Source organism: Pseudoalteromonas tunicata, from assembly GCF_002310815.1.
In the GTDB taxonomy this organism is placed as follows: domain Bacteria; phylum Pseudomonadota; class Gammaproteobacteria; order Enterobacterales; family Alteromonadaceae; genus Pseudoalteromonas; species Pseudoalteromonas tunicata.
Map to the genome: position 1 here is coordinate 697,119 of NZ_CP011033.1, position 26,083 is coordinate 723,201.

Here is a 26,083-nt window from a genome sequence, read left to right on the forward strand (position 1 = left end):
AAGAAACGGCTATTTTAGTACTTAGATACCATTAAATACGATTTCTTTGATTTGGCGCTAGGATAATGTTGATTTAACGCGTTAAGCTGAGTAACGGATAAAGTTTGAACACGATAATTAAGGTTAGATATGCAATATAAAAATAATTCCACACGCTTTGGTGCCTTATCAATTGGCTTACATTGGCTCATGGCATTACTTATGGTTGCGGTATATGCCTCAATCGAGTTACGAGAGTTATTTGAGCGAGGGACGGAGCTGCGAAATGCATTTAAACACTGGCATTTTATGCTGGGATTGTCGGTCTTCTTTTTAATGTGGTTACGACTCGCGCTCAAGGTCACTCAAACCACACCTGCTATTGCACCAGAGTTACCACGTTATCAAATGTTGTTAAGTAAAGTCGTCCATGGATTGTTATATCTATTAATGATTTTGATGCCAATTGGCGGTTGGCTGATTTTAAGTGGCGAAGGTAAGGTTATTCCATTTTTTGGTTTGGAATTGCCAGCTCTTATTGCCCCAGATAAAGCGCTTGCACATGATATTGAAGACATTCATCAGACTTTCGGCCAAATTGGCTATGGTTTAATTGCTTTACATGCATTTGCGGCATTAGCGCACCATTACTTCTTTAAAGACAATACCTTAGCTCGCATGCTGCCTCAACGCGACTAGCAAAGAGTACCCGTCGCTTGGATAATACCAAGCGACAAATAACCTCAATATGGGTTAATAAATCTATTTCAAGTACTGAGGTTAAATAGCTTAAACTTTGAATTGTTCGGCTATCTCATAATAGTTTTAACTTAAATAACAACATCTTGATGACTTATAGAACTGCTCAAGCAGGCTTTTAATGCATTGAGTGATTGGCGTAAGACATCATGATTTTGCGCGGCACATAAACTAATACGAATTGCTTGAGGTGCATTAAAACGGCCTATGGCAAAGGATTCAGCGGCGCGCACTAGCACATGATTTTTTTCAGCAAAGCGTTCAAAATCAACCGCTCGCCAATGTGTGGGTAAAGTCAGCCACAGATTATACCCCCCTATTTGTGTCGTTATTTGGTAATCGGCCAGAATCTCTTTGGCTATCTGATGGCGAACCGTCATTTCTTGCTCAATGGAGTTAGCTAATTCATCAATTTTGCCTTGCTCAAGCCATCGACAAAATAACTCGATTTGAAGCGGGGGCAGTGTCCAGCAATTGGCTTTTAAGGTGAGGCGCATTTTCTCTCTCAGCTCTGGTGTGGTCACTAAAAAACCAATGCGTAATCCACCACTAAAGGACTTTGAAAAGCTACTAATATACACCGTCAGTTCTGGCGCAAGTTGATAAAAGGGAGGTTGTTTTAATTTTGCAGGCAAAAACTGCACATCGTCTTCAATAATCGTAATGTTGTGACGTTGGCACAAAGCTACTATTTGCAGGCGTCGTTCGAAAGTTAGCTGGCTGCAGGTTGGGTTTTGCACTTGAGGTGTGAGGTAAAGCACTCTGGGATGGCTTTGTTTAATTGCACTGGTGAGTGCATCGATGGTGACCCCTTCATGATCCATTGCTAAACCAATTACTTTAAGCTGAAGTATTTGGCAAGTGGCACTGAAACCTGCAAAGGTTAATCCTTCACACAATACCGTATCGCCCGCACGACAAAGGGTTTGCAGCGTTAAGGTAACCGCATGTTGGCCACCATAAGTGAATAGTACCTGTTGCTCTTGGCAGTGGATTTTTTGTAGCTCAAGCCAACAGGCAAGCCGCTGACGCTGTGATGAAAATGCAATTTCGGGTTGATAGTTTAAACACTGCAGCAATGTTGTTGGATCATTCGCAATATCGATTAAGCCTTGTTGCAACAAAGTGAGTTGATTAATGTTAGGGGCATTGGCACTGCGCAAATCAAATTGAGCATGGTTAACTGTGCTTAAGAGAGCAGGGTGAGGTGTCATCGGTTTTACAAATGTGCCACTGCCTACTTTTGTGATCACACAACCGCGTCGTTCTAGCTCTTTGTAGGCTCTGGTAATTGTCCCAACAGTAACCTTGAGCTTATACGCTAATATCCGTTGTGGCGGCAACTTTGCCTCACTCTTAAGTTGACCGTGGGTAATTGCATTGCTAATCGCGTTGGCCACTTGTAAATATTTTGCGCCCTTCGCTGTTAAAAAGTCCAAATCCAAAATTGTCATGAGTACAATAAAACTGTTGCGGTAATTTACTCGCTTATATAGCATCAATTTTAGTGTAATTGTATCTTTTATTTTAAATTGTATGCGTACAATTTGGTGCTTATGAACGAACTTATCGCTTTATTATTGCCGCTGATGCTCTTTAGTATTTCAGCCACAGCAACCCCTGGACCCAATAATGTGATGCTGACCTTACTCGGTTCTGAGTATGGGTTAAAAAGTGCTTTGGGGTTTATTGCCGGGATCCGAATGGGCATTGTATTACTGTTTGCCTTAATGAGTATGGGGGTGGCTGGTTTGGTTGAATTGTTTCCTCATAGCTTGCAGGTACTTAAATGTATTGGAGCTGTTTATTTATTTTGGTTAGCAATTAAATTAATTAAAACCACCTCCCAATTAGATGCTAAGTTACCTGTAAACCCACTCGGTTTTGTTCATGGTATGGCTGTGCAATTTATAAATCCTAAATCGATTTTAATGGTGCTTTCCTGTATCAGTGCGTTCAGTTTACCCAATCATTTGTATTGGTACTCCGTTTTACAAGCGTGTGCAGTGTTTAGTGTGGTGGGGTTGCTAACAAATATTGGCTGGACACTCTTTGGCGTGGCAGTAAGTCGCTTACTGGCTACACCGGTTGCCAAACATAGATTCAATTGTTTTTTGGCGGCTTGTACATTCATAACCATTGGCTTGATTTTTGTTTAAGCATTTTGAGTCTAAATTTAAGAAGGAGGTATTATGAATTGTGAAGTAAATCAAACCGATACCATTTGGTACAGCGATAACCCTAATGATATGCAGTTAGCTGTTATTCATGGCTATTTAACCCGCTCTTATTGGGCTTTGGGAATAAGCGATTCTTTGGTTGAGCAATCACTAAAGCATTCATTGTGTTTTGGTGCATTTATTGGGCAGCAACAAATTGCGTTTGCGCGTGTGATTTCTGATTTCAGTACTTTTGCTTATTTAGCTGATGTATTTGTGCTGGAGGGTTATCGCGGGTTGGGGATCAGTAAGCAGTTGATAGCAAATATACTTCGGCATAAGAATCTACAAGGATTAAGACGGTTTATGTTATGTACCTCTGATGCACATGGGCTTTATCAGCAGTTTGGTTTTACACAAGCCGAGCAACCACAAAATTTAATGGCTCTGCATCGCACAACTATTTATAGTTAACCTTTATTCATTTTTGAGATAAACAGATGTTATTAAATCAGTTTAAAGGTGGTTGTCATTGCGGTGCTATTCGTTTTGTGGTGTCAGCTGCTGTTGATGCGCAAATTGAAGATTGCAATTGTTCAATCTGCACTAAAAGTGGTTTTTTGCATTTAATTGTGCCCAACGCACAGTTTGAACTGCAAACAGATAAAGAGCTGCTGAGCACCTACACCTTTAATACCGGCGTTGCTCAACATTATTTTTGTAAAACATGTGGGATCAAACCGTTTTATATTCCCCGCTCTAATCCTGACGGGATCGATGTTAATGTACGTTGTTTAGATGAGTATCCAGTCAGCACTATGCAAGTCGTGCCCTTTGATGGGCAAAATTGGGAGCAGCACGCACATACCTTATCGCACAAAACAAAAAAGCCTTAAATGTAAGGCTTTTTTGTTAGTAAGTGTCACATTTTAGCGTAAGCAAGTACCAGCATTAAGTGCAATCAGCTTATCTAAAATGACTTCACCATCAATTCGGATCCCATTATGTTCATATTGTGATGTTAGCCAATATTGTAAATTTGCCACTTGTTTTGCAGTGTTTAAACTCAAATTCATATCAACATACATATCTTCGCTGTAAATCGCAGCTGCAACAGGCACTTTATTGTTATTGAGTACTGATAAATCATATAACATAGGCCAGTCGGTTTTAGTTGCTAATAAACCAGCACAATCTTTAAGAGGCATTAGGTTATTAAATTGCTCAAAAAACCAAGGGAAAATCATTTCACCAGTAAATAAAAAAGGTTTATCTGGCTGGTATTGAAATTCATCTAAATTGCTTCTAATTTGTTCTGCTGCCCAGTTTGAAGAAAGCTGCTGGCAGTAAATCGCTTCATGCAAAATAGCAAATAACGGATTGGTATTGTAATCCAGCATGTGGCTAAATTGAGTTAAAAATAAAGGATTTATCTGTTTCCCTGACGCCGTGTTGATCAGGGCTTGCTCTAGTAGGTAATACACTTCTTCGGGGCCATTTTCCATGCCCAAATGAATACCTAAACTTTGTAACATCTCAATACTTAATTGTTCACCGCTGGCTAAAATAACTGGATTTTCACTGATATAAGCGGTTAATTCGCTGATCAGAGTTTGCGCATCAGCAAAACGTTTGAAAAAAGCCTCATTTTTGCTTTTAACACGGGCAAAGGTGTGCTGATACACTTCTAAAGGGCTTGAATTTATAGGTGGGATCCCGCCGGTGATAAACGCTTGTGCTAAATCTTCTGGGGCTCGGCACAAATAATGGAATACACAAAAACCACCAAACGATTGGCCCAAAATACTCCACGGTTGCAGAGGGCTCAACTTTTTTTTAATCGCAATCGCATCATTGATGATATTGTCTGCCCGAAAATGACTTAAATAATCGGCTTGTTCGCGTGGGGTTAAATGTGCCAAGCTCAAATAATTAACTGGGGTCGAAAGTCCGGTGCCACGTTGGTCGAGTAATAACACCCTAAATTGTGTTAACGCACGTTTAATCCAGCCACTATTGTCGATAGGACGTTGCGCTGCAAATCCGGGACCGCCTTGAAAATAAACTAAAAAAGGTAAATTGGCATTACGGTGTTCTTTTGCAACTAATTCGCGGGCAAACACAGTGATCTGCTCTGCCTTTGGTTCATTGTAATTAAGCGCTAGCGAAAAGTGATGTTTGATCACATCAATGCCAGCTAATGAATAGTGGAGTGTCATAACGTACCTACAGGTTGATAATTTAAGGCTGTATTGCACAGATCGTAAAGCATTTCCCTGATATTGTATGCAAGATTGTTAAGTAAAAATTTCCATTTAACTGATTAAAATAAGTTTTTATCGAAAGAGGCTCGCACTCTGTATCAGAGTCGCTACTATAATCTTTGATGATTCTAACTATTTAACAAAGGTCAACAATGGTACAGGGGATTCTGTCAGTCGTTTTATTAATAGCTAGCATTTCATTGCAAGCTAATACAGAGTTTGTGGTGTATTCATCTGCTGCTGAAAACGACCCTAAGTCGGTGGAGCAAAGTATGTTTGCACTTGTTGCATCAGCTTTGCCGGACTACGATCTGGTACAGCGTTTTGCCGGGGTCGAGCGCAGTTTAAAATTAGCCAATCTCGAGCAAAATGTCTGTATTCGTAATTTAGTGAGTAATCCTTGGCGTGAAACTGAATTTTACTTTTCAAAACCACAAACACTTTTTTTAGGGTTAAAAGCTTATTTAAGTCCCCGAGCAAGCTCGCTATTTAGCCAAAGCCCACAATCACCTATATCACTGGCAGAATTCGTCACCAATAATCGCCTTATAATCGGCATTGATAAAGAGCGTTCATATGGTGCTCAAATTGATCTTGAGATCAGTAAACTTGCACCACAGAATAAATATGTTAAAGAGGGTTTAGAAAGTGAGGAGCGCATGGCTAAAATGTTATTCGCCAATCGGATCGATCTTTGGCTTGAATACCAAACAGTGCTTAACGATTATAAAATTAAGCTAAATGAACAACATCAATTAAAAAGTTTTGCTGTTGATGGTGCCCATGCTTTTGTTACTGGGCACATTGCGTGCAAAAAGAGTCCTGAGGCTCTTAAATTGATTGAAAAAATCAATTTAATTTTGAGCCAAAGTTATGAAAATAAACAATTTTATCTTACTCACCTTCAATTTATTGATTCAACCTTAGAAGCAACCTTTGGCGAAATTTATCAACAGTTTTTAAGTGAGCTGCGCTAAAAATAGCGATTTACTGGCATAGCGGAGCAAATTGAGCGTTTAATACCTGCTGCAGGTCATTTGGTGCGAGTTGAATTTCTAATCCTCGGCGCCCGCCACTGATGTACAGACTTTCAAGTTGCTGTGCTGAGCTATCAATTACAGTTGAAAGGCGTTTTTTTTGTCCCAAAGGGCTAACTCCACCAAGCACATAACCGGTTGTTCGTTCAACTTTTTGTGGTTCGGCCATCTGGGCTTTTTTCATACCAAGGGCTTTTGCTACTAATTTTAAATTTAGTTGATGGGTTACGGGTAAAATAGCCACAGCTAATTGGTGATTATCGAGCTCAATCACTAAGGTTTTAAAGACTTCGCAAGCAGCGAGGTTTAGTTTTTCAGCCGCTTCAAGTCCAAATGATTGATGATGTGGGTCATGCTCATATTGATGAAGAGTGAATTCAATGTTGTTTTTTTTCGCAAACAGTACCGCAGGAGTCACAAACTTAGGCCTTATTGTTCAGAATTAACGATAATAAACGTGTTTTAATCTTGAAGGTCAAGGCCTAATTATTGGTGCCGTGTTATTACTTTATAATATCGCCTGAAACATCAAGCGGTTTTACTGCTTGATGTGGCTTTGCATAACTTAGGCGTGAAAGAGGGGTTGTGGTTGAATAACAATCAAGCCCAGATACCGTAACAGTGCCGACACTGGCTAAATCGATAAAGCCATCAGCCATCAGTGCATTGTTGGGTAAATAGATATGTTTAATTTCACCAATCACAAGTTCAGTCTGATTAACTAAAGTTTGAGTGCTTTGCAGCTCTACCCCATATTTAATGTGGCACTGCTCAACAAAGGGCGCTTCAAAACCATTGAGGTATTGTGGTGTTAAACCCACCATATCAAATTCAGACTCATCGCTTTCATAGCGGGCTGATGTTTGGTGGGCAGCCTGCCAAATAGCATTATTGACCTGATTTAAGGTGTAAAAACCGGTAGCCAAAATATTTTCAAGGCTGTGACGTGGTACTGAATGGGGCCGCATGATGAAACCCACCAAAGCGGGGTCGGCACCTAAATGAAATACCGAACTGATAATCGCTAAATTGGTTTGCCCTAGCTTATTTTGGCTACCTAATAAATTCGCACTTTTAAAACCCGACAAGCTATTAACGAGTTGAGCGCGAAATGATTTATCGAGTTGTTGTAAGTCGTGTTGTGAAAATTCCATATTTTTCTCAAATACGTTACCAAGCAATGGGTTTTCCCGCCCAATCTAGGTAATCAAGTTGGCCATCAAGTTCACAATTTTGCAAAATGGTGCAAAGATAATCTGCGACTTGGAGTGGAGTAAATAATTGTTCAGGTTTAACGTTTTTTTGAAACGGCTTTGACAGTGGCGTGTCGGTCGTACCTGGATGAAAGGCGATTAACTTTATATTTTTAGCGCGGCGCTGGTATTCAACCGCTGCCGTTTTAAGTGCCATATTCAAGGCGGCTTTTGATGCCCTATAACTATACCAGCCACCGAGTTGGTTATCGCCTATGCTACCAACTCGCGCACTTAAACACACAATTTTGCAAGGAGCTGTACCTTGGCATAGGGTGAGTAAATGCTTAATCCAGCGAAGTGGGACCAACGTATTAATTTCGAACAGTGCTGCCATTGCGGCAAAATCAATATCTTCCAAGCGTTTTTCTGGTTGAATGTTATTAGAGTGTAATTGACCATTACAAATAATGACTTCAGAAATTTTTCCTTGCCAGTCATTGAGTTCATCAATTATGTCACACACTGACCGCTCCGAATAATCGCTGACAAAATGGCTTATCTTGTCTGTGTTTGCGTAATTGATTGCGCACTGGCTAATGCTGATGATAGTGCTTATCTGTAGGTTTGATTGATATTTCTCAATCATGGCTTGTCCAATAGCACTGCTTGCACCAATGATTAATACAGCAAGGTTATTTCTACTTTGCTCAGTCATCTGAGGGCCTCTTATTGTTTGCTGCCACGTTATTTTTTGGTAATTCACAGCTATTAGAAGTACAGCGAGATTGCCCGAGTATTAATTTTGAAATTGAATACCTGTTTTTGGCAAAAAACAAATAAACCCAATCAGCAAGTGGCTTTATCACAGGAAACCGAAGTATTTTTAGCCACTTATGCTTGTTAACTTGTTGCCATGCAGCAACAGTAACATCTAAGCCATAAATCATTGAGCCATCTTGCCATTGCGCATGCAAAATTAAATTTGCGGCTACAACATCAATTGAAGGGTACTGTTTTTCAAAATCAGGCATGTAGATGTCGGCAAAGTGTAATTTATTTTGCCCATTAAGCTCACGCAGGCGATCCATTTCAGCAACACACAGTGGGCAAGTACCATCATAAAATACGGTTAATTGAGTCATAAAAAATCAACAGAAGAAGCATGCTTCACTATACGACGCAGTAGACAAAAAAATTCACTTTAACGTGATATTTTTTCATCCCCCTTGTAGATTGGTCCATAGCTAGGTAGTTTGGTTGCAGTTTATCATTGGCAAGTTTAGGAATTTCCATGAGTAATTACAGCGCGTTAAAATCAAATGTAAATTTATTAGGACAATTATTAGGTCAAACAATCAAAGCTGCACAGGGTGACGCTATTTTAGCTAAAGTGGAGCAAATTCGAGCATTGTCTAAAGCCTCTCGCAGTGGTGATGGCCAAAGTCGCCATGAATTGATTGATTTGCTACATCAACTAACCGATGCTGAGTTACTTCCAGTTGCCCGTGCCTTTAATCAATTTTTAAATCTCGCTAATGTAGCCGAACAATTTCATACTATTTCACGGCAAAATGAAGCCAATAACCATCCATTACTTGATTCACTCAATACTATAGCAGCCAGCAATGTCAGTGCTGATGCAGTACAGCAAGCCATAGTTAATTTAAAAGTAGATTTAGTACTAACAGCGCACCCAACTGAGATTACGCGCCGTACTTTGGTAAATAAACATCGAGAATTAAACGATTGCTTGGTTGCTCTTGAGCTTGATAGTTTGTTGCCAAGTGAACAAGCTATTTTATTAAATCGCATTGAGCAACTCATTTGCCAAGCGTGGCATACCAATGAAATTCGCCAGCAACGCCCAACTCCAGTAGATGAAGCCAAGTGGGGATTTGCTGTGATTGAAAATAGCCTGTGGCAAGCTGTGCCAGACTTTTTAAGAGAATTTACAGACTTAGTCGATCATAAATTTAAGTTTTCATTACCACTTGATTACAACCCGATTGTATTTACTTCTTGGATGGGCGGTGACCGAGATGGAAACCCATTTGTAACGGCTAAAGTCACCAAAGAAGTGCTTGATTTGGGTCGTTGGATGGCGATTAACTTATATTTACGCGATATAGACAAATTGAGCGCTGAACTTTCGATGAATCAATGCGATAGTGAACTTGGTGAATTGACGGGGCATGCCCATGAACCTTATCGTTTTGTGATTAGTCAGCTACGCGACCAACTAAGAGAAACAGAGCATCACTTAACCGCAAAAATTAAAGGTCATAGCAGCGATGCAAAAGATATTATTACAAGTATTGACCAATTAAAACAACCGCTTGAAGCATGTTATCGTTCGTTGCACCATTCAAAAATGGGGGTCATTGCTGATGGACTACTGCTGGATGTATTGCGTCGAATACATTGTTTTGGCTTGTATTTAACTAAGCTTGATATTCGTCAAGACTCAGACAGACACAGTCAAGTCTTTGCTGAGCTAACAGACTATTTGGCAATTGGCGATTACAACGCTTGGTCTGAGCAACAAAAACAAACGTTTTTATTAACCGAACTGCAATCGAAGCGACCTCTTATTCCGCGCAATTGGCAACCTAGCAGCGATGTTCAAGAGGTAATTGATACGTGTAAAGTGATTGCTGAGACATCACAAGAACGCTTTGGTATTTATATTATTTCGATGGCCCGAAAAGCATCAGATGTACTCGCTGTCCATTTATTGTTAAAAGAAGCAGGCTGCCCTTATGTTTTACCTGTGGCGCCCTTGTTTGAAACGTTAGATGACTTAAATGCGGGACCTGCGGTCATCGAAACACTCTTTAATGAACCTTGGTATAAAAATCATGTTAAAAACCAACAGTATGTGATGATTGGTTATTCTGATTCAGCTAAAGATGCAGGTATGATGGCTGCCGGTTGGGCACAGTATGAAGCGATGGATAAACTGGTTCAGTTTAGTGAGCAGCAAGACATTGAACTTATTTTATTTCATGGCCGTGGCGGTACAGTGGGTCGTGGTGGTGCACCTGCAGCGCAAGCGCTTCGCTCGCAACCACCGGGTTCTTTAAAATCAGGCTTACGTGTTACAGAGCAAGGCGAAATGATCCGCTTTACATTTGGTTTGCCGCAAGTTGCGCAGCAAAGCTTAAGCTTATATGCCGGCGCTGTGCTTGAAAATAACCTGCTGCCGCCGCCAGAGCCACAAGCAAAATGGCAAGAAGTCATGGCCGTTATAAGCGCCGTATCGTGCGAGCATTATCGGGCGATAGTGCGTGAACACCAAGATTTTGTGCCTTATTTTAGAGCTGCAACGCCAGAGCAAGAGCTTGCTCAATTACCACTTGGCTCGCGCCCTGCCAAACGCAAAGCCAATGGTGGAGTTGAAAGTTTACGCGCTATTCCGTGGATTTTTGCTTGGAGTCAAAACCGCTTAATGTTGCCTGCGTGGTTAGGCGCGGCCGCGGGCTTAGTGGCTGCTGAAAAACAATTTGGCCCAGATGTACTCGCGCAAATGAACAAACAATGGCCATTTTTCCGTACTCGAATTGAAATGCTCGAAATGGTATTTTGTAAAGCCGATACTTGGTTGAGTGAGCATTACGACCATCACTTAGTGCCTAAAGAATTGCAACCATTGGGTGAAACATTGCGCAGCGAATTAACCGCAGCGGTAGAGCTGGTGCGTGGATATTGCCAAAATGGCGTTTTATTAGCTGCTCAACCTTGGGTGCAGCAATCCATTGAGCTGCGAAATCCGTATACTGACCCATTAAATGTATTGCAAGTAGAGTTATTGCGCCGCGCAAGGCGTGAATCGTTAGCTGAAGGCTGCGAAGTGAATCAAGCATTAATGATCACTATGGCAGGCATTGCAGCGGGGATGCGCAATACCGGTTAAGTATTTTTATTTTAGTGGCAGCTATAAAGTCGTTTTTCAGTATTTGGATTAATTATGTTTGCCACTTTCGAGTAATTATTTGGGGGCTTAATGAGTAAATTTAATACGCTAGATGAATTCGAGAGATATGTTATTGAAGAAAAAGGGACTGAGCGCCCTTTTAGCGGACAATACAATGATTTTTTTGTACAAGGACATTATTGCTGTAAACGCTGTAATGCACCGCTTTATCGTTCAGAACATAAGTTTTCATCCCATTGTGGTTGGCCAAGTTTTGATGATGAAATCGAAGGGGCAGTCGCACGAGTGCCTGATGCCGATGGCCGCAGAGTTGAAATTGTGTGTGCTAACTGCCAAGGTCATTTAGGCCATGTATTTGAGGGCGAACTTTTGACTGAAAAAAATATTCGCCATTGTGTTAATTCAGTTTCGATGACCTTTATTAGCGCTGATATACAAAGCCCCGATATACTTTCAGAGTAAAGACCGATCGGATAATTTATTATCTTAACTGTTACACGTTTATAGCATTCAAGTTAAGGGTTATAAATGTGTAACTTATGCTCTAAAGAATTCTATTTTAGTTAAAATAAGCTTTATATGCATATACAGCTCACCCGGTGTGACAATACTGTAATTTTTAACGCAGTGGTTTGTTATTGATTTATTAACTCACTCTTTTTTACTGTTTAGAGTATTGACTCTAATTCTTTTGTCGGTATTATAACCGCGCAAGTCAAAGGCAAGCCACTTGAAAAAGTAGTCACGCAAAGTTACAGATCTAAGGGGAAACCTATGATGGCTGAACTACCAAAGCATACGTATTTGAAATTTCTTTGTATTTGCCAATTCCCAGATTTTGTAGTTAAAAAGGTTGAGCAAAGATGTCCGAGATTATTACCAGCATTAGTTACGACTCATCACTTGATTTAGTGTTAGTAAAACTAACTGGCAGCGCCACTTCCACAGATGTAATCAACAATTATCATTTAATTATTAATTATGCTAACGAACGTCATTGTCGAAAGTTGCTAGTAGATGTGACTGAATTGCGTCATCGTTATGCCGCAGTTGAAGTCATTGATGTTATTTTAGCGATAAAACATGTATTAAAAGATTTTAAGTTAGCCCGTGTGGTTGGATTTGATGGTTATTTGCACGATTTATTGATTCAAAATGCGAAACGATTCGCGTTAAACGCCGAAAACTTTGAATGTTTTGAACAAGCAAAAATTTGGTTAGAAAAAGCCGCATAAGAGGTTTAATTTCGTCAAAAAATTACATACACTGTGCGGCCATAAAAAAAATGACAACAACTTATGAGCCAACTCAATTCACAGTCTTTGACGGTGGCAATCTTAGAACAACAAGATGAACTGATCTCAACTATCACGCAGCAGCGCGGTGTTTTACCGCGAGTTGATGTTGAACGTTTAATGCAGCAATACCAATGTACTTTTCTTCAATTACTTGAAGCGTTACTTCCGATAGCTGCAACATTTGCGAAACCTCCCATATCTGAATTTTATGTCGGTGCTATTGCAGTTGGCGAGCAGATCAATGGTTTTGGGGCATTGTATTTTGGTGCAAATTTGGAGTTTAACCATCAGGCATTAAGTTTGGTTGTTCATGCCGAGCAAGCTGCCCTTAATACGGCGTGGCTTAACGGTGAAAAAACAATTAGCGTATTGGCCATTACCGATGCGCCATGTGGTTACTGCCGTCAGTTTATTAATGAGTTAAATCAATCGAGTGACATCACCATTTTATTAGGTGGCGAACTAATTGCTTTTACTGAGTTTTTACCGCGCTCGTTTGGCCCAACTGATTTAGGTAATCACGAATCTTTTTTAAACAGTCGAGTTGCACGCCTTTGTGTGGTTGACACCGAATTTAAAGTACCGCAATTGGTCAGCCATGCTGAGCAAAGTTATGTGCCTTATACTAAAAATTACGCCAGTTGCATGATTGTTTGCCAAGACGGGAGTAAATACTATGGCCGCTATGCTGAAAATGCAGCTTATAGTCCAAGTTTATCGCCTTTACAAAGTGCAATAAGCCAATTGATTTTATCGGGTCAGAGTTTTGATAGTGAGACCATTAAAGCTGTATATCTTGCCCAAATGAAAGGGGCTGAAAATCAAACGGGTGTTGCAAAAGCTGTACTTGATAGCTTTGATTTTAACGTACCACTTTACTTTGTGGCATTAGAAACAGCCCAAAAGAATGACGTTAATCAAGTAGCTTAACAATAAAGCTATTTCTATGTTCTTCTTTATCTAAATACATGTGTTGATCGGCTAAATGTAATGCGTGATCGGGGTCATCATCTTCTTGAATTTGATGGCATCCGACACTCACCGAAACCATATATTTTAATAGTGGTTTATCAAGCAAGGTTTTAAAAACCGACATATCTTCAATCGCAATATCTGTAATTAAAACAAATTCATCGCCACCAAGGCGATAGGCTGAGTCATTCGGGTAAAGTGTATTAAGGGAGCTGGAAAATAACACTAATATTTCATCACCGATATTGTGGCCATATTTATCATTAGCATGCTTAAAGTTATTTAAATCAAAGTAATATAAAAAAGCTTGGTTAAATTGCTTAAGTTCGTAGTGCTCAAAAAAAGCTCTTCGGTTAAATAAACCGGTTAACTCATCATGGTAGGCTAAAAAGCGCAGCTCTTTTTCAAGTTTAATTCGTTGGTTAATTTCGCTATGTAATTGTTTAATTTTATTTAACCTACTTTTAGCAATCTTAAGCAGGCAATAGCACAGTAATATTAAACCGACATGTTTAATGGGGGTATCAAGTAAATTAAATAAAGGACTCATATCTAATAAAAATGAGTCTAAAATATCAAGGATTAAGCCAAAGCTAAAGACTGAAAATGAAAATATAAAGAATGGTTTTTTAACGCAGGCACAAATTTCGATAAAAAATGATAGGTAAATGCCAAACCAAATGATTTCTTCGTATTGGGCCCAGTTCACCTTTTGTTGCACTGATAGAAATATTGCGATTAATAAACTTAGCCATACTAAGGTATGTAAATGCCACTTACTCATTAGCTCAACTTAAACTTTTTGAAAGTGTAATGAGTATAGCGGCAATTTAAGTGTTAATTATTGATTGTTTAAAAGTATCTTAGCTGCCTCAATAACAACCGCGACACTTTTTACTTCAATTTCATGATGATCAACATTTGGAATTTCTTGGCGAGTACGATTGACCAATACACCTGCGACACATGCCGCTTTTAATCCAAGAGCTGCGCACATAGTAAATAATGTTGCCGATTCCATTTCATAATTCATTACGCCCAATTTTTGCCACTCTTCGCAGCTTCCTTGGAAGTTCTTTGGCACATAACCTGAAAAAGTGTCGTAACGCTCTTGACCAGGATAAAAGGTATCAGATGAAGCGGTGATCCCTATGTGATAAGCAATATTGAGTGACTCACACGCTTTTACCATTGCTTGAGTGGTAAAAAAGTCAGATACCGCAGGAAAAGATAGCGGCGCAAAATGCTGGCTTGCGCCATCGAGTCTGACTGATGCTTGGCTGATTAAGATATCACCCTCATTGATATGAGGCTGAATTGCACCCGTTGTACCAATACGCAAAAAAGTACGGATCCCAAGTTGCGCTAGTTCTTCAACTGCTATCGAAGTTGATGGCCCACCAATGCCTGTTGAGCAGACAATAATAGGTTTTGATGCCAATACACCAATATAGGCGTGAAACTCGCGAGTTTTCACTAAGCAGCGCGAATGCTCAAGTTGTGCTGCGATGCGTCCTGCGCGATCTGGGCAACCAGGAATAATGGCAAGGGTTGCGCCTTCAATATCGTGTTGGGTTAAACCTAAGTGAAAAACCGTTTTCATTCTAAGCCCTTAATGGTTGTCATGGGGTTGATTGATTGTGTAACACTATTTTTTAAAAGACAAAGCAGCCTATAAGGCCTGCTGTAAAAACAAAAACAGTGTGTTTGATTATATTTTAGGCTCGTTAAATAAAAATGATAAACAACGTTCCTATTAGACCCTTACTTTTAAAAGCAAGCTCGTATTGAGTACAGGACCTTTGTCCGCCTTAAAAAATTAAAAATTTATTTTTAATAAATAAATACATATTTTTCAATGTATTAAATTTAATTTTTGCTTTTATCAAACAAATTTTTATTTGCTTAAGTTTCACTTAAGCTGTTCTGAATACTCTTTTGTTATAGAAAAAGAGGTACTTATTATGAACTCACTCATTGCTCAATCTTCATTATCTTTTGCTGTTTCAAGCCCTTTGGCGACTCGGCTCGTATCTGCGTTTGGTGATCAAATGCCACGCACTGCAATCGAGAAGTTTATAGAGGGTGGTTTTTTTGATGCCTATGGTGCCACGCTTGAATCATTTTTACCTTTATTACTGCATTTTGATGCTGGCAATAATAAAGGCGCGGCATTAGGGCTTGGTAAGGCAAGTAAAGCGCTTTTTATTGAACAATATTTAACGCAGCCTATAGAACTTGCGCTTGGCAATGACGAAGTCGTGAGCCGTTCGCATATTGCTGAGCTTGGCAACTTATTTTCGTTAAGTCACCATGCCACAGTCCCACTGTTTATGGTTGTGGCGGTCGCCTTATATCAAGCAAAATTTCGTTATTTATGTTTTAGCGGCACTGAAAAAGTACGAGCAATATTGACTAAATACACAGTACCATTTTTGGTTCTTGGTGATGCGACATCAGATGCTTTAGGTGAAAAAGCAGCATTATGGGGCAGTTATTATCAACATAAACCACAAGTGTGTGTATTAGATTTGCAAAAAGTAGTGCAGTTAATTGAGGTCAATCCATTCCATTACAAAATGATGCAAAAATATACCGATGAAATTGCTCAGTTATTGCCAGAGGTGACTCAATTATGAGCTTGATAGATTCGATAAGCCAATTTGAAACTCGCATTGCGTTAGACGATGGTGAATGTCAATTAAGTTACGAACAACTGATAGAAGCCGTACATGTAAGGAGCCGCTTATTAACTCATTTAAACGTGCAAACTCTGGCACTACATATCGATAATTGCATTGAATGGATTTTGTTTGATTTAGCTGCGCAACAAGCGAATATCACAATTATCTCAGTGCCTTTATTTTTTACTGAAAGCCAAATTAAACATTTAATTGAGAGCTCAGCGGTCGATTGTTTTATCAGTGAGCAGATTAATAATGATATTTCGGCTGTCGGTAGTGAGGTGTTTGTTGGCTTTGGCCGCACTTTATTTATCGCACAATTAATGCAATCAGACTTTGGCATGCGACCTAATGGTACCCAAAAAGTCACCTTTACTTCTGGCTCTACCGGTTTACCAAAAGGGGTGTGCTTATCTGTTGAAAATCAGACAGTAGTGGCTCACTCATTAGTTGATGCTATCGCTTTAAAAGCGCCAAAACACCTTTGTTTATTACCCCTTTCGGTTTTGTTAGAAAATATCGCAGGGGTGTATGCGCCCTTATTGGCTGGTGGCACTGTGACGCTTGTATCCCTTGAAGCATTAGGTTTTAACGGTACTAAGCTGGTTGAGCCAAATAAACTCTTGATGAATATTAGCCGTGCTGAACCGAACTCTTTAATTTTAGTACCTGAACTGTTGCTGTTATTGGTCAATGCAATCAAGGCAGGTTGGACTACACCGACATCGTTGAAATTTATCGCTGTTGGTGGTGCAAAAGTCGCGTGTGATTTATTAGAAGAAGCCCACAGATTAGGTTTACCTGTTTATCAAGGCTATGGACTTTCGGAGTGTGGCTCGGTGGTGAGCCTAAATACGCCTTTGGATTGTAATCATGCCAGTGCAGGTAAAGTGCTGCCTCATTGTCAAGTATATGAAGTTGATGGTGAATTAGTTGTCTGTGGCAATTGCCACTTGGGATACCAAAACGATCCCGATTCTTGGTTTGCGCGAGAGTTCAAAACGGGAGATTTAGCTGTTATTAACGACGACTTTTTAATTATCAATGGTCGTAAAAAAAATCTGATTATTTCAAGCTTTGGTCGCAATATCGCCCCCGAATGGCCTGAAAGCTTATTGCAAGCGACCGGCCTTTTTTACCAAGCGGTTGTATTAGGTGAAGAAAGACCATTCTGTATTGCTTTGCTTGTACCAATTAAACCAATGGATGAGGCCAATCTGAGTGCTGCCATCAATAAAGTTAATGCACAATTACCCGATTACGCAAAAGTACGGGCGTATGAAGTACTCAATGCACCAATGAGTCAAATCGATAATCTTTATACCGCAAACAACCGACCAAAAAGAACAGAAATTGCTACGCATTTTGCGGCCCAAGTTAACGCCCTTTATGCATCTAAATCACAATGTGCTGAACCTGTTGGTTCTGCTTTGGAGTCATTATGAGTTTTTATCAAACACTAGTACAAAAAACACAGCAGTCGCAGCAATATCTTCTACAAGCACCGATTATTCAACGTTGTTTTGCAGGTCAATTTAGCATTGATGATTATGTCGCCTTTTTACAGCAGGCTTATCATCATGTTAAGCATACAACACCTTTATTAATGGCTGTTGGAAGTCGATTACCAGAATCCAAAGAATGGCTGCGAAATGAAGTTGCAGAATATATTGAAGAAGAACTTGGCCATCAAGAATGGGTATTAAACGATATTGCAGCTTGTGGTTATGATAAAGAACAAGCACGTAAGTCAACGCCATTATTTGCGACCGAATTAATGGTATCGTATGCGTATGATTGTGTGAGCAGAATTAATCCGCTGTGCTTTTTTGGCATGGTGCATGTGCTTGAAGGCACCAGTATCGCATTAGCCGATAACGCCGCTGCGCAGGTGCAAAACCGTCTTCAGCTTCCAAATAAAGCATTTAGCTATTTACGTTCCCATGGTGCATTAGATCAAGATCACGTTAAGTTCTTTATTAGTTTAATGGATAAAATTACAGACCCATCTGAGCAACAACTGATCATTAAAAGTGCAAATGCCTTTTATCATTTATATGGTGATATGTTTCGAAGCTTAGACCCGCTTCACGGTTTAACTGCAACTAAACAGGTCAATGCTGATTGTGAGGTGTCATTATGATGTCAAAATCACCTTTATGTGTATTGACTGGCGCAAGCGGTGGCATTGGCCAAGCAATGGCTGCAGCACTTCATGATCAAGGTTATCGTTTGTTATTGGTGGGCCGCAATGAACTAAAACTGGCACAACTTTCTAAAAGTTTGGGTAATCAACATAGCTATATTACGGCCGATTTAGCAACGATAGAAGGGCGAGATGCTTTGGTACATAAAGCGCAAAAGTTAGGTGGTGCTTCGGTACTTATTAACAATGCCGGCGTGAATCAAATGGCCAGTTTTGATCATCAAAGTGCGGTTGATATCTCAAAAACTCTTGAAATGAATCTATTGGTACCGATGTTATTAACTCAAGCGTTTTTGGCACAATTATCACAAAAAGACAGTGCAACAATTGTTAATGTTGGCAGTGCGTTTGGCAGTATTGGTTTTCCATATTATGCGAGTTATTGCGCGAGTAAGTTTGGTCTACGTGGGTTTACTGAAGCGCTTAAAAGAGAACTCAGTGATAAACCGATTGATGTGCTTTATCTTGCGCCAAGGGCAACCGATACCCAAATTAATGGTGTGCTGGAACGGGCTATGAATACTGCTCTTGGCAATCACATGGATAGCCCTGAGCTAGTGGCAAAACAACTAGTAAAACAACTCAATAGCAGAATTGCACGCACTGTTATTGGTTTTCCTGAGCGATTTTTTGCCAAGCTTAATGGTATTTTTCCAAGCTTAGTTGATAACGCTATTTCAAAAAAACTAGTCATTATGAAACAAGTAATGAAACAAACAAATAAAGGTGCCCAACATGAAATTCTATAAAAAATTAACATTAGCCGGTTGTCTGCTTGTTTTGTTTGCATCAAATTCACACGCAGCGATGGAGGATGAGTTGTTAGCATTACAGCATCAATGGGCAAAAGTGAATTATCAATTAGCAGATAAAGCACAAGAGCAAGCGTTTGAGGGGCTGATAAGCGACATCGAACAATATCAAAAGACTTATGCCGATAAAGCTGAAGGGTATATTTGGCTTGGCATTATTAAATCAAGTTTTGCGGGAGCAAAGGGTGGTATTAGTGCACTCGGTTTAGCAAAAGAGGCAAAATCAGCACTCGAAACTGCACTTAGTATTAATCCAAATGCGCTTGATGGCTCTGCTTACACTAGTTTAGGTACGTTATACAGTAAGGTCCCTGGTTGGCCTCTTGGTTTCGGTGATGATAAAAAAGCCGAGGATCTACTCAAAAAAGCACTGACGATAAATCCAAAAGGCATTGATCCTAATTACTTTTATGGACAATACCTTTATGATGATAAACAATACTCAGATGCTAAAAAATATCTTGAAATTGCTCATAATGCAGCTCCTCGGGTTGATCGTCCGTTAGCGGACCAATATCGTCAACATGAAATTGCTCAATTGTTAGATAAAGTAGAGAAAAAACTTAAGAAGAAAAAATGAGAGTACTGATAGTCGAAGATGATCAATTACTTGCGCAAGGCTTATTACACACTTTGCGCCATGAAGGGTACAGTGCTGATCACTGTGCTACAGCTAAATCAGCCTTGTTTGCTATTGATATGGCAGAAGCTGATTTGATCATCTTAGATTTAGGCTTGCCTGATATGGATGGTTTGGCATTACTCAAACAAGTTAGAAAAAAATATGCAACACTGCCTGTGCTGGTATTAACTGCACGTGATGGCACCGATGATAAAATAAAAGGGCTTGATTTAGGAGCCGATGATTATTTAGCTAAACCCTTTGAAGTGACGGAATTGCTCGCTCGTTTGCGGGTAATGACGCGGCGCATCGGCAAATTTGCAAGCTCTACGTTAGAAGTGGGTGATGTTGCACTTAATTTAGCTGCGAACACGGTTGTTTCAGCGGGTACTGGACTTGAATTGCCCCGTAAAGAATACATGGTACTAAAGGCGTTAATGGAGCATCCAGGTCGAATACAATCGCGAGAGCAACTTGAAACTAAGTTGTATCAATGGGGTGAAGAGGTCAGTAGTAACGCGGTCGAAGTTCATATCCACCATTTGCGAAAAAAACTGCCTGAAGGATTTATTAAAACGGTAAGAGGTATCGGATACATTGTTGGCAAAGCATAATGTCAATTCGTAATTACTTGTTGATGATCATTCTATCAAGCATTGTACTAGTGTGTTTTGGTGCTGCGATAGAAGGTTATAAATCAAGTATGAAGCAGGCTGATGCCTTGTTTGATCAAGAGCTTGAGTCTATTGCAACTGTCATGGTTCAACTAGGTTCAAAGAGCCTCGCTGCTGAGCAAAACGCTATTGACCCAAGTATATTTACAAATTATGCGATTCAAGTGTGGCAACAAGAACAACTTAAACTTAATTTATCCCCTTATCAGGCCACCACACCGATTGCAAAATTTATTGCTGGTTTTGATTATGCCAATTTTGCGGGGCAACGCTGGCGAACTTACAGTTATCCAAGCGAGTTTGGCTGGATTTTAGTCGCTCAGCCGCAAAAATACCGTTTTGAATTAGCTGAAAGCATGACATTAGCAGCCGTGACACCTCTTATTGTTAGCATGCCTTTTTTAGCGTTACTGATAAGTTTTACTGTTAAACAAAGCTTAAAGCCGTTAAAGCAATTAACCGAAACATTAAACGCAAAACAAGCAGATGACTTGTGCGCGATAGAAGTACCCCGCCAAAGTATTGAGCTGATCCCAGTAGTTAACACATTAAATCACTTATTAGAGCGAGTAGAGGGCGCGTATTTACGGGAAAAACATTTTGCGTCCGATGCGGCGCATGAACTGCGCACACCGCTCAGTATTTTAAAAGTTTCATTGCATAATTTGATGGCTCAAACAGGCCCCTCATCTGATAATTTAGCTGCACTTGATGCAGGTATTGAGCGAATGTCTCATATTGTTGAGCAAATATTATTATTAAATCGGACTCACCCTGATCAATTCAAACGCAGTTTTACAGTGCTTGCTTTGACACCGCTAGTGCAAGAGGTAGTGAGTGATCTTTATCCGCAGATACTTGAAAAAGATCATGAAATTAGCTTTAGTGGTGAAGACCTCAAAATGCGAGCGGATGCCTTTACCTTTAAAACGTTATTACAGAACCTGATTGGGAATGCGATTAAATATACTCCTGATCAAGGCAAAATAAGTGTTACATTACAGTATGATGCCCATGATATTGTGTTGACCGTATCAGATTCAGGTCCTGGGATCGCACCCAGTGAGCGAGACCGAATTTTTGATAGATTTTATCGTGTTGGTGGTGATCAACATCAATCACAAGTGATAGGCTGTGGCTTAGGGCTCAGCATTGTAAAACATATTGCTGATTTATATCAGGCCAAAATAGCATTAGCCCAAAGTGAATGGGGTGGTTTGGCAATTTCGTTACGATTTACACAGGACATACAATTTAAGGAAAAAACGTTTGTTTAGGTTTTTGTGCAGATATTTATCTTGGGCGGCAGCACTATTGATGTGCTCCTTTGTATTTGCTGAAAATAGTGTAGAGATAACCCTAAAAGACCATTTGTTTTATCCAAGTCGCATTGAGGTTCCTGCATTTAAAAAAGTAAAACTTATTATTCATAACCAAGATGATACGCCAGAAGAATTTGATAGTTTTGATTTGAACCGCGAAAAAGTTATTTTTGCCAAACGTAAAGTGGTTATTTTTATCGGCCCGCTGCAACCGGGTGAATACCACTTTTTTGGCGAGTATGCGCCAAATACAGCGCAAGGTACTGTAGTTGCTGTTGAACTGGAGCAACCTTGATGCTACTTAATACTGTGATTATCGCCTTGAGTGACGCGTTACCAATTTTTATATTGTTAGTGATAAATTTGGTTTATGCAGAACGGTATTTGACAACGCAATTAGCCCAACGTTTTACTTACACTTACCTTTGGTTTGTATACATGAGTGCCTTGCTTGGCATTATTGCTGGAGGCGTTTATGTTTATTTTAGTGTGGATTTGAGCGAGTTATTTGATAACACAGGCTTGGAGCTTAGTGCGATAGTGCTGCGTTTGCTAATTTACAGCTGTGGTATAGCTGCACTGAGTGTTCGGCCGATACATGGTAATGGTGCTTTGTATGCTTTGGTTTTATTAAACCTGTCATGGATTTTTGCGATAGCACTTAATGGCAGTAATTTCTTTATTTATATGGTGGGTTATTGGTCACAGGTAGATGCATTACAGTCGCTGGTGATTGGTGCCGTTTTGGGCTTAGGTGTTTGCATCAGCTTTAGTATTTTATTTTATTTTTTATTACGCCATGTTACTCGAAAATCGACACCAATCATTTTAATTATGCTGTGTTTGCATTTAAGCGGCCAAGCACTGCCAGCGATGAATTTACTTGTTCAAATCGATATTTTTAATGCGACCGAAATTATGTGGGATTGGAGCCAATTTATTGAAGAAGATTCAGAGGTTGGCCGACTATTCAAAGCATTGATAGGTTATGAAGCGCGCCCTTCGCAAATGGAAGTGGTGTGTTATTTACTCTTTAGTTTAACTCCGGTAATGATGTTATGGCGAAAAACAATGGATCCCCGTCCAGAGGTGTTGCAATGAAAGTGCTGAGGTGGTGCTACTCGCTTTTGCTATTAAATATAAGCTCAATCGCTTTAGCAGACGGAATGGTGGTTGATAAAGTTTATCACCCTTATGTAATGCCTAACGAGCAAGAAGTCGAATGGCGTTTGTTATCAAGACAAAACGATGAGGCAAATTTTTTATTTCAGCGCCTCGGTTATGGTTATGCGGTAACCGATAATGTTGCAATTGAAGGCTATTTAATCGGCCAAAGGGATCATGGTGATGATTATGGTCTTCATGCTTATGAATTGGAGGTTCGTTGGCAATTGGTTGAACAAGGGCAGTATTGGGCAGATTGGGGGGCTTTATTTGAATTAGAAAAACAACACCAAGTTGATAACTGGGAGTTGTCCTCAGGTTTATTGTTTGAAAAAGAGATTTATCAAACCAGTCTGACGATGAATTTATTCTTGATTTATGAATGGGGTGAAACCATTCAAGAAGAAATAGAAACCGAATTTAGAGCGCAATACCGTTATCGTTGGTTACCGCAATTTCAACCCTCAATTGAACTCTATATGGGGGAGGATTTTATCGGCATTGGGCCTGGTTTTATGGGATTACAACGTTTTAGCGGATTAAAGCAATTAAAGTGGGAAGCTGGGTTTATCAGTGAGCTTGGCCATCAAGGTAAAGATCACAGTTTTAGAATTGCATTGGAATACGAGTTTTAATAAGTTTAAGTTCTGAATAAGAGATTTATTGTTCAGTATTTTAAGGTTGTTCAAAACAGTAGCTCTGCGTTTTGCATAAGTTATAAGCGTATCGTCTTAATAAAAAAACACCGAACTTACGGTGTTTTTTTATATTTAACCTCATTATTAATAAAATATTTTCCAACGCATTGAATTAAAGGAATATTTAAGTGATTTATCTCGTTCCTGAGATAGATTTATTATCCTGTATTGAGGTTATTTAGATGTAGTTTAAACAAGTCTTTTTTTTTCCTCTTCACATAACTTGTGTGTACTTATTGCTAGGATTTTGTCATTTGTCAGATTTGAGTCATGGTTTATTGATAGGTGTTCGATACTGTTATTTTAGCTGCAACATAAATATTTTTTGCTTTAATAAACGGATAGTTAGAAGTTTATGCAAGCATTACGAATAGAAAACCACTTTTTAATAAAAATTGGTTCAAGTCATATTTGACTTCACTGGTGATAAGCGATATTGCTTGGTCTAGCGAAAAAGAGACGTTTTTAGTCGAAGATAAAATCGATAAATTTCAGTCTAAACTTTTTATTAACTAATTGATTTAAATTAAATTAGTTATTTTTAAATTTAAAACGCATTATTTAAAAGTATTAATAAACAAAGCTTGTTTAGCCCGTTTGTAACTTTCATGGCATAAAATTAATTTGTTTTATGTTTGCATAATTAGTCGTGAAGAGCAGATTAAATTGTTTCGTTATTTTTAAATGATGCGCATATTTGGAGAAAAGTATGAAGCGTAATTGGCAAGAAGTTAAAACAAAGTTTTCACAATGTTTATGTCCACCAGGTAATGGTGTCTTTACTGTCAATACAGCACAAGAGCGAAAAGCTGCTTTGCATCAAACTTTATTTGGCCAAACTGACAATATTCAAGCGCTATGGCTTGATTCTTTAGACACATTACCACAAAGCACTCACAAAGCCGTGATGCTCGGCATTAGCTCCGATTGTGGCGGGGGTATTTTACGTGGTGCAAACTGGGGGCCGCTATTTTTGCGCAGTACCCTAATGGAGCAACAGCCTAATTCGGTGAGTTTTGATTTGGGCGATATTCGAGTCATTCCTCATTTATTGCACGATAAGTATCTAAATGATGCCACGATTGAAAATTGTCAAAAAGCGCTTTATCAGAGTACTGACGCTGCATATCCAGTGAGTCCACTTTCTATCACCGAAGATATCTGCGATGATTTTTATGATCAATTCCCAGAAAAAGGGATATTTGGTATTGGTGGCGATCACTCTATTAGCTACCCGTTAACTAAAGCATATTTAAAAGCAAAACGTGAGCGCGGCATTCGTACTGCTATTATTCATTTTGATGCGCATACCGATTTACTGGTAGAACGCTTGGGAATAGATTTGTGTTTTGGTTCTTGGTGCACTCACATACTTGAGTATTTACCTGCACCACAGTATTTAATTCAATTTGGTATTCGTTCAAGCGGAAAGCCAAAAGCGCATTGGGAATCGACATTTGGCATTAAACAGCACTGGGCAAATGAAATTCGTGAGCGCGGTGCTGCCGCAATTGTTGCACAAGTGATTACACAACTAAAAGCTGACAAGGTCGATGAGCTTTATGTGAGTTTTGATATTGATGCACTCGATGCCTCTTTTGCTTCTGCGACTGGTACACCTGAATACGATGGTATGACACCAGACGAAGCATTACTGATTTTAGCTGAACTGGCTAAGGAGTTTCCAATTACAGGTGCTGATATGATGGAAATTGCACCATTTACAGACAGTTCATTACAAGGAAAAGTCAGTTCAGATAATACGCTACGTGAAGGCGCAAAAATTTCAGCCTTTTTAATCGATGCAATGAATAAATAACTATGAAAAAGCAAAGTCCGTTAATACAAACAATTAAAGAATTACTCAAAAATGAGCAAGTTAGAAGCCATTATGAGCTTTCCTATTATTTGGCTGAACGTGGCTTTGATAATGTAAGCCAACCGCAAATATCACGGATCCTAAATCAATTAGGCGCCGTGAGTATTAAAAATGCACAAGGGCAGGCTGTTTATGTCTTACAGCGAGAATTAATGATGCCAACACTTGATACCGAAGTGGGGGAGCTTGTCATTGAAGTGCACCACAATGAAGCATTAGTTGTGGTGCAAACTCTGCCTGGTGCTGCAGATATTATCTCTAGAGTGCTCGAAAAACAAAGTAAAAAACTCCACATTTTAGCCGCGATTGCAGGTGATGACAGCGTAATGATTTTGCCAAATAAAATAGACGGTATTGACTTGTTAGTTAAAAAAATTAGGCAGATTTTTGCTGTTAACCTCTAAAATACACTGAGAGATATTTA

General features: G+C 39.5%; 28 protein-coding genes, 1 pseudogene and 1 riboswitch. Of the genes and pseudogenes, 21 read left to right on the forward strand and 8 right to left on the reverse strand.

The genetic code is table 11. From position 1 onward, the window contains the following. Positions 1–129: 129 nt before the first annotated feature. Positions 130–678, forward strand: coding sequence for a cytochrome b (locus tag PTUN_RS20420; RefSeq protein ID WP_009836811.1), 549 nt, complete (start codon positions 130–132; stop codon positions 676–678). Positions 679–809: 131 nt separating this feature from the next. Here PTUN_RS20420 and PTUN_RS20425 read toward each other — a convergent pair whose 3' ends face one another. Beyond that, positions 810–2,192: an aminotransferase-like domain-containing protein gene (locus tag PTUN_RS20425; protein WP_040643446.1), complete on the reverse strand. Its 1,383-nt coding sequence runs from the start codon at positions 2,190–2,192 to the stop codon at positions 810–812. A 102-nt stretch (positions 2,193–2,294) separates the two neighbouring features. Between PTUN_RS20425 and PTUN_RS20430 the strand changes: the two genes are divergently transcribed. The 3 genes from PTUN_RS20430 to PTUN_RS20440 are packed head-to-tail and all read left to right on the forward strand — an operon-like array spanning position 2,295 to position 3,793. Next, complete coding sequence (locus PTUN_RS20430; RefSeq protein ID WP_009836809.1) at positions 2,295–2,897, forward strand: LysE family translocator; 603 nt, start codon at positions 2,295–2,297, stop codon at positions 2,895–2,897. Between the two features lie 33 nt (positions 2,898–2,930). Next, positions 2,931–3,371: a GNAT family N-acetyltransferase gene (locus tag PTUN_RS20435; RefSeq protein ID WP_009836808.1), complete on the forward strand. Its 441-nt coding sequence runs from the start codon at positions 2,931–2,933 to the stop codon at positions 3,369–3,371. Between the two features lie 26 nt (positions 3,372–3,397). Further along, positions 3,398–3,793 carry a GFA family protein gene (locus PTUN_RS20440; protein ID WP_009836807.1) on the forward strand — a complete coding sequence of 132 codons (396 nt, stop codon included), beginning with the start codon at positions 3,398–3,400 and terminating at the stop codon, positions 3,791–3,793. 33 nt (positions 3,794–3,826) lie between these two features. Here PTUN_RS20440 and PTUN_RS20445 read toward each other — a convergent pair whose 3' ends face one another. After that, positions 3,827–5,116 (reverse strand): alpha/beta fold hydrolase, encoded by a 1,290-nt coding sequence (locus PTUN_RS20445; RefSeq protein WP_009836806.1) that lies wholly within the window; start codon positions 5,114–5,116, stop codon positions 3,827–3,829. Between the two features lie 197 nt (positions 5,117–5,313). Here PTUN_RS20445 and PTUN_RS20450 point away from each other — a divergent pair, with 197 nt between their 5' ends. Then, entirely contained in the window at positions 5,314–6,138 is an 825-nt protein-coding gene (locus PTUN_RS20450; protein WP_009836805.1) for a hypothetical protein, read from the forward strand. 10 nt (positions 6,139–6,148) lie between these two features. On the opposite strand, the gene ybaK is transcribed toward PTUN_RS20450, so the two are convergent. The 4 genes from ybaK to PTUN_RS20470 all read right to left on the reverse strand — a co-directional run bounded on the left by ybaK (position 6,149) and on the right by PTUN_RS20470 (position 8,536). Next, positions 6,149–6,616 (reverse strand): Cys-tRNA(Pro) deacylase, encoded by a 468-nt coding sequence (ybaK, locus tag PTUN_RS20455; protein ID WP_009836804.1) that lies wholly within the window; start codon positions 6,614–6,616, stop codon positions 6,149–6,151. A gap of 85 nt (positions 6,617–6,701) precedes the next feature. Continuing rightward, positions 6,702–7,352, reverse strand: a complete 651-nt coding sequence (locus PTUN_RS20460; protein ID WP_009836803.1) for a flavin reductase family protein — start codon at positions 7,350–7,352, stop codon at positions 6,702–6,704. Positions 7,353–7,368: 16 nt separating this feature from the next. Then, positions 7,369–8,109: an SDR family NAD(P)-dependent oxidoreductase gene (locus tag PTUN_RS20465; protein ID WP_009836802.1), complete on the reverse strand. Its 741-nt coding sequence runs from the start codon at positions 8,107–8,109 to the stop codon at positions 7,369–7,371. Then, the gene (locus PTUN_RS20470; RefSeq protein WP_009836801.1) at positions 8,102–8,536 is read right to left on the reverse strand and encodes a thiol-disulfide oxidoreductase DCC family protein; all 435 of its coding nucleotides are present in this window, start codon (positions 8,534–8,536) and stop codon (positions 8,102–8,104) included. Before PTUN_RS20470 ends, PTUN_RS20465 begins: the two co-directional genes overlap by 8 nt. Positions 8,537–8,685: 149 nt before the next feature. Here PTUN_RS20470 and ppc point away from each other — a divergent pair, with 149 nt between their 5' ends. The 4 genes and pseudogenes from ppc (at position 8,686) to cdd (ending at position 13,556) form a co-directional block, all read left to right on the forward strand. Next, positions 8,686–11,307: a phosphoenolpyruvate carboxylase gene (gene ppc, locus PTUN_RS20475; protein WP_009836799.1), complete on the forward strand. Its 2,622-nt coding sequence runs from the start codon at positions 8,686–8,688 to the stop codon at positions 11,305–11,307. 90 nt (positions 11,308–11,397) lie between these two features. Continuing rightward, positions 11,398–11,760, forward strand: a pseudogene (locus PTUN_RS20480) (methionine-R-sulfoxide reductase); the annotation flags it as partial. 278 nt (positions 11,761–12,038) lie between these two features. After that, positions 12,039–12,122, forward strand: a riboswitch (cyclic di-GMP riboswitch). 69 nt (positions 12,123–12,191) lie between these two features. Beyond that, positions 12,192–12,563 (forward strand): hypothetical protein, encoded by a 372-nt coding sequence (locus PTUN_RS20485; RefSeq protein ID WP_009836797.1) that lies wholly within the window; start codon positions 12,192–12,194, stop codon positions 12,561–12,563. Between the two features lie 63 nt (positions 12,564–12,626). Further along, complete coding sequence (gene cdd / locus PTUN_RS20490; protein WP_009836796.1) at positions 12,627–13,556, forward strand: cytidine deaminase; 930 nt, start codon at positions 12,627–12,629, stop codon at positions 13,554–13,556. On the opposite strand, the gene PTUN_RS20495 is transcribed toward cdd, so the two are convergent. Beyond that, positions 13,540–14,382, reverse strand: a complete 843-nt coding sequence (locus PTUN_RS20495) for a GGDEF domain-containing protein (protein ID WP_009836795.1) — start codon at positions 14,380–14,382, stop codon at positions 13,540–13,542. The genes cdd and PTUN_RS20495 overlap by 17 nt on opposite strands. Positions 14,383–14,439: 57 nt before the next feature. Then, complete coding sequence (udp, locus tag PTUN_RS20500; RefSeq protein WP_009836794.1) at positions 14,440–15,201, reverse strand: uridine phosphorylase; 762 nt, start codon at positions 15,199–15,201, stop codon at positions 14,440–14,442. A gap of 361 nt (positions 15,202–15,562) precedes the next feature. Here udp and PTUN_RS20505 point away from each other — a divergent pair, with 361 nt between their 5' ends. The 12 genes from PTUN_RS20505 (at position 15,563) to PTUN_RS20560 (ending at position 26,063) form a co-directional block, all read left to right on the forward strand. Further along, complete coding sequence (locus tag PTUN_RS20505; RefSeq protein ID WP_009836792.1) at positions 15,563–16,237, forward strand: thermostable hemolysin; 675 nt, start codon at positions 15,563–15,565, stop codon at positions 16,235–16,237. Further along, positions 16,234–17,727 carry an AMP-binding protein gene (locus PTUN_RS20510; protein WP_009836791.1) on the forward strand — a complete coding sequence of 498 codons (1,494 nt, stop codon included), beginning with the start codon at positions 16,234–16,236 and terminating at the stop codon, positions 17,725–17,727. The genes PTUN_RS20505 and PTUN_RS20510 overlap by 4 nt, the downstream gene beginning before the upstream one ends. Continuing rightward, positions 17,724–18,425 (forward strand): TenA family transcriptional regulator, encoded by a 702-nt coding sequence (locus tag PTUN_RS20515; protein ID WP_009836790.1) that lies wholly within the window; start codon positions 17,724–17,726, stop codon positions 18,423–18,425. Before PTUN_RS20510 ends, PTUN_RS20515 begins: the two co-directional genes overlap by 4 nt. Continuing rightward, a complete protein-coding gene (locus tag PTUN_RS20520) occupies positions 18,425–19,237 on the forward strand; it encodes an SDR family oxidoreductase (protein WP_009836789.1) in 813 nt (270 codons plus the stop codon). The genes PTUN_RS20515 and PTUN_RS20520 overlap by 1 nt, the downstream gene beginning before the upstream one ends. Then, a complete protein-coding gene (locus tag PTUN_RS20525) occupies positions 19,224–19,880 on the forward strand; it encodes a tetratricopeptide repeat protein (RefSeq protein WP_009836788.1) in 657 nt (218 codons plus the stop codon). The genes PTUN_RS20520 and PTUN_RS20525 overlap by 14 nt, the downstream gene beginning before the upstream one ends. Continuing rightward, complete coding sequence (locus PTUN_RS20530; protein WP_009836787.1) at positions 19,877–20,536, forward strand: response regulator; 660 nt, start codon at positions 19,877–19,879, stop codon at positions 20,534–20,536. The genes PTUN_RS20525 and PTUN_RS20530 overlap by 4 nt, the downstream gene beginning before the upstream one ends. Continuing rightward, positions 20,536–21,873 carry an ATP-binding protein gene (locus PTUN_RS20535; RefSeq protein WP_009836786.1) on the forward strand — a complete coding sequence of 446 codons (1,338 nt, stop codon included), beginning with the start codon at positions 20,536–20,538 and terminating at the stop codon, positions 21,871–21,873. The genes PTUN_RS20530 and PTUN_RS20535 overlap by 1 nt, the downstream gene beginning before the upstream one ends. A 4-nt stretch (positions 21,874–21,877) precedes the next feature. Continuing rightward, positions 21,878–22,213 carry a cupredoxin domain-containing protein gene (locus PTUN_RS20540; protein ID WP_370530622.1) on the forward strand — a complete coding sequence of 112 codons (336 nt, stop codon included), beginning with the start codon at positions 21,878–21,880 and terminating at the stop codon, positions 22,211–22,213. After that, positions 22,213–23,019, forward strand: a complete 807-nt coding sequence (locus PTUN_RS20545; RefSeq protein WP_009836784.1) for an FTR1 family protein — start codon at positions 22,213–22,215, stop codon at positions 23,017–23,019. The genes PTUN_RS20540 and PTUN_RS20545 overlap by 1 nt, the downstream gene beginning before the upstream one ends. Beyond that, positions 23,016–23,717 carry a hypothetical protein gene (locus tag PTUN_RS20550; protein WP_009836783.1) on the forward strand — a complete coding sequence of 234 codons (702 nt, stop codon included), beginning with the start codon at positions 23,016–23,018 and terminating at the stop codon, positions 23,715–23,717. Before PTUN_RS20545 ends, PTUN_RS20550 begins: the two co-directional genes overlap by 4 nt. 772 nt (positions 23,718–24,489) lie before the next feature. Next, positions 24,490–25,599, forward strand: a complete 1,110-nt coding sequence (locus PTUN_RS20555; protein WP_009836782.1) for an arginase family protein — start codon at positions 24,490–24,492, stop codon at positions 25,597–25,599. A gap of 2 nt (positions 25,600–25,601) precedes the next feature. Continuing rightward, positions 25,602–26,063 carry an arginine repressor gene (locus PTUN_RS20560; protein WP_009836781.1) on the forward strand — a complete coding sequence of 154 codons (462 nt, stop codon included), beginning with the start codon at positions 25,602–25,604 and terminating at the stop codon, positions 26,061–26,063. Positions 26,064–26,083: the final 20 nt, after the last annotated feature.

Coding starts and splice junctions, on each gene's coding strand:
- PTUN_RS20470 (WP_009836801.1), bottom strand. CDS start 8,536: ATGACTCAATTAACCGTATTTTATGATGGTACTTGCCCACTGTGTGTT.
- PTUN_RS20530 (WP_009836787.1), top strand. CDS start 19,877: ATGAGAGTACTGATAGTCGAAGATGATCAATTACTTGCGCAAGGCTTA.
- udp (WP_009836794.1), bottom strand. CDS start 15,201: ATGAAAACGGTTTTTCACTTAGGTTTAACCCAACACGATATTGAAGGC.
- PTUN_RS20485 (WP_009836797.1), top strand. CDS start 12,192: ATGTCCGAGATTATTACCAGCATTAGTTACGACTCATCACTTGATTTA.
- PTUN_RS20450 (WP_009836805.1), top strand. CDS start 5,314: ATGGTACAGGGGATTCTGTCAGTCGTTTTATTAATAGCTAGCATTTCA.
- PTUN_RS20505 (WP_009836792.1), top strand. CDS start 15,563: ATGAACTCACTCATTGCTCAATCTTCATTATCTTTTGCTGTTTCAAGC.
- PTUN_RS20545 (WP_009836784.1), top strand. CDS start 22,213: ATGCTACTTAATACTGTGATTATCGCCTTGAGTGACGCGTTACCAATT.
- cdd (WP_009836796.1), top strand. CDS start 12,627: ATGAGCCAACTCAATTCACAGTCTTTGACGGTGGCAATCTTAGAACAA.
- PTUN_RS20520 (WP_009836789.1), top strand. CDS start 18,425: ATGTCAAAATCACCTTTATGTGTATTGACTGGCGCAAGCGGTGGCATT.
- PTUN_RS20525 (WP_009836788.1), top strand. CDS start 19,224: ATGAAATTCTATAAAAAATTAACATTAGCCGGTTGTCTGCTTGTTTTG.
- ppc (WP_009836799.1), top strand. CDS start 8,686: ATGAGTAATTACAGCGCGTTAAAATCAAATGTAAATTTATTAGGACAA.
- PTUN_RS20465 (WP_009836802.1), bottom strand. CDS start 8,109: ATGACTGAGCAAAGTAGAAATAACCTTGCTGTATTAATCATTGGTGCA.
- PTUN_RS20510 (WP_009836791.1), top strand. CDS start 16,234: ATGAGCTTGATAGATTCGATAAGCCAATTTGAAACTCGCATTGCGTTA.
- PTUN_RS20550 (WP_009836783.1), top strand. CDS start 23,016: ATGAAAGTGCTGAGGTGGTGCTACTCGCTTTTGCTATTAAATATAAGC.
- PTUN_RS20445 (WP_009836806.1), bottom strand. CDS start 5,116: ATGACACTCCACTATTCATTAGCTGGCATTGATGTGATCAAACATCAC.
- PTUN_RS20515 (WP_009836790.1), top strand. CDS start 17,724: ATGAGTTTTTATCAAACACTAGTACAAAAAACACAGCAGTCGCAGCAA.
- PTUN_RS20555 (WP_009836782.1), top strand. CDS start 24,490: ATGAAGCGTAATTGGCAAGAAGTTAAAACAAAGTTTTCACAATGTTTA.
- PTUN_RS20420 (WP_009836811.1), top strand. CDS start 130: ATGCAATATAAAAATAATTCCACACGCTTTGGTGCCTTATCAATTGGC.
- PTUN_RS20425 (WP_040643446.1), bottom strand. CDS start 2,192: ATGACAATTTTGGATTTGGACTTTTTAACAGCGAAGGGCGCAAAATAT.
- PTUN_RS20495 (WP_009836795.1), bottom strand. CDS start 14,382: ATGAGTAAGTGGCATTTACATACCTTAGTATGGCTAAGTTTATTAATC.
- PTUN_RS20460 (WP_009836803.1), bottom strand. CDS start 7,352: ATGGAATTTTCACAACACGACTTACAACAACTCGATAAATCATTTCGC.
- PTUN_RS20435 (WP_009836808.1), top strand. CDS start 2,931: ATGAATTGTGAAGTAAATCAAACCGATACCATTTGGTACAGCGATAAC.
- PTUN_RS20560 (WP_009836781.1), top strand. CDS start 25,602: ATGAAAAAGCAAAGTCCGTTAATACAAACAATTAAAGAATTACTCAAA.
- PTUN_RS20535 (WP_009836786.1), top strand. CDS start 20,536: ATGTCAATTCGTAATTACTTGTTGATGATCATTCTATCAAGCATTGTA.
- PTUN_RS20440 (WP_009836807.1), top strand. CDS start 3,398: ATGTTATTAAATCAGTTTAAAGGTGGTTGTCATTGCGGTGCTATTCGT.
- PTUN_RS20430 (WP_009836809.1), top strand. CDS start 2,295: ATGAACGAACTTATCGCTTTATTATTGCCGCTGATGCTCTTTAGTATT.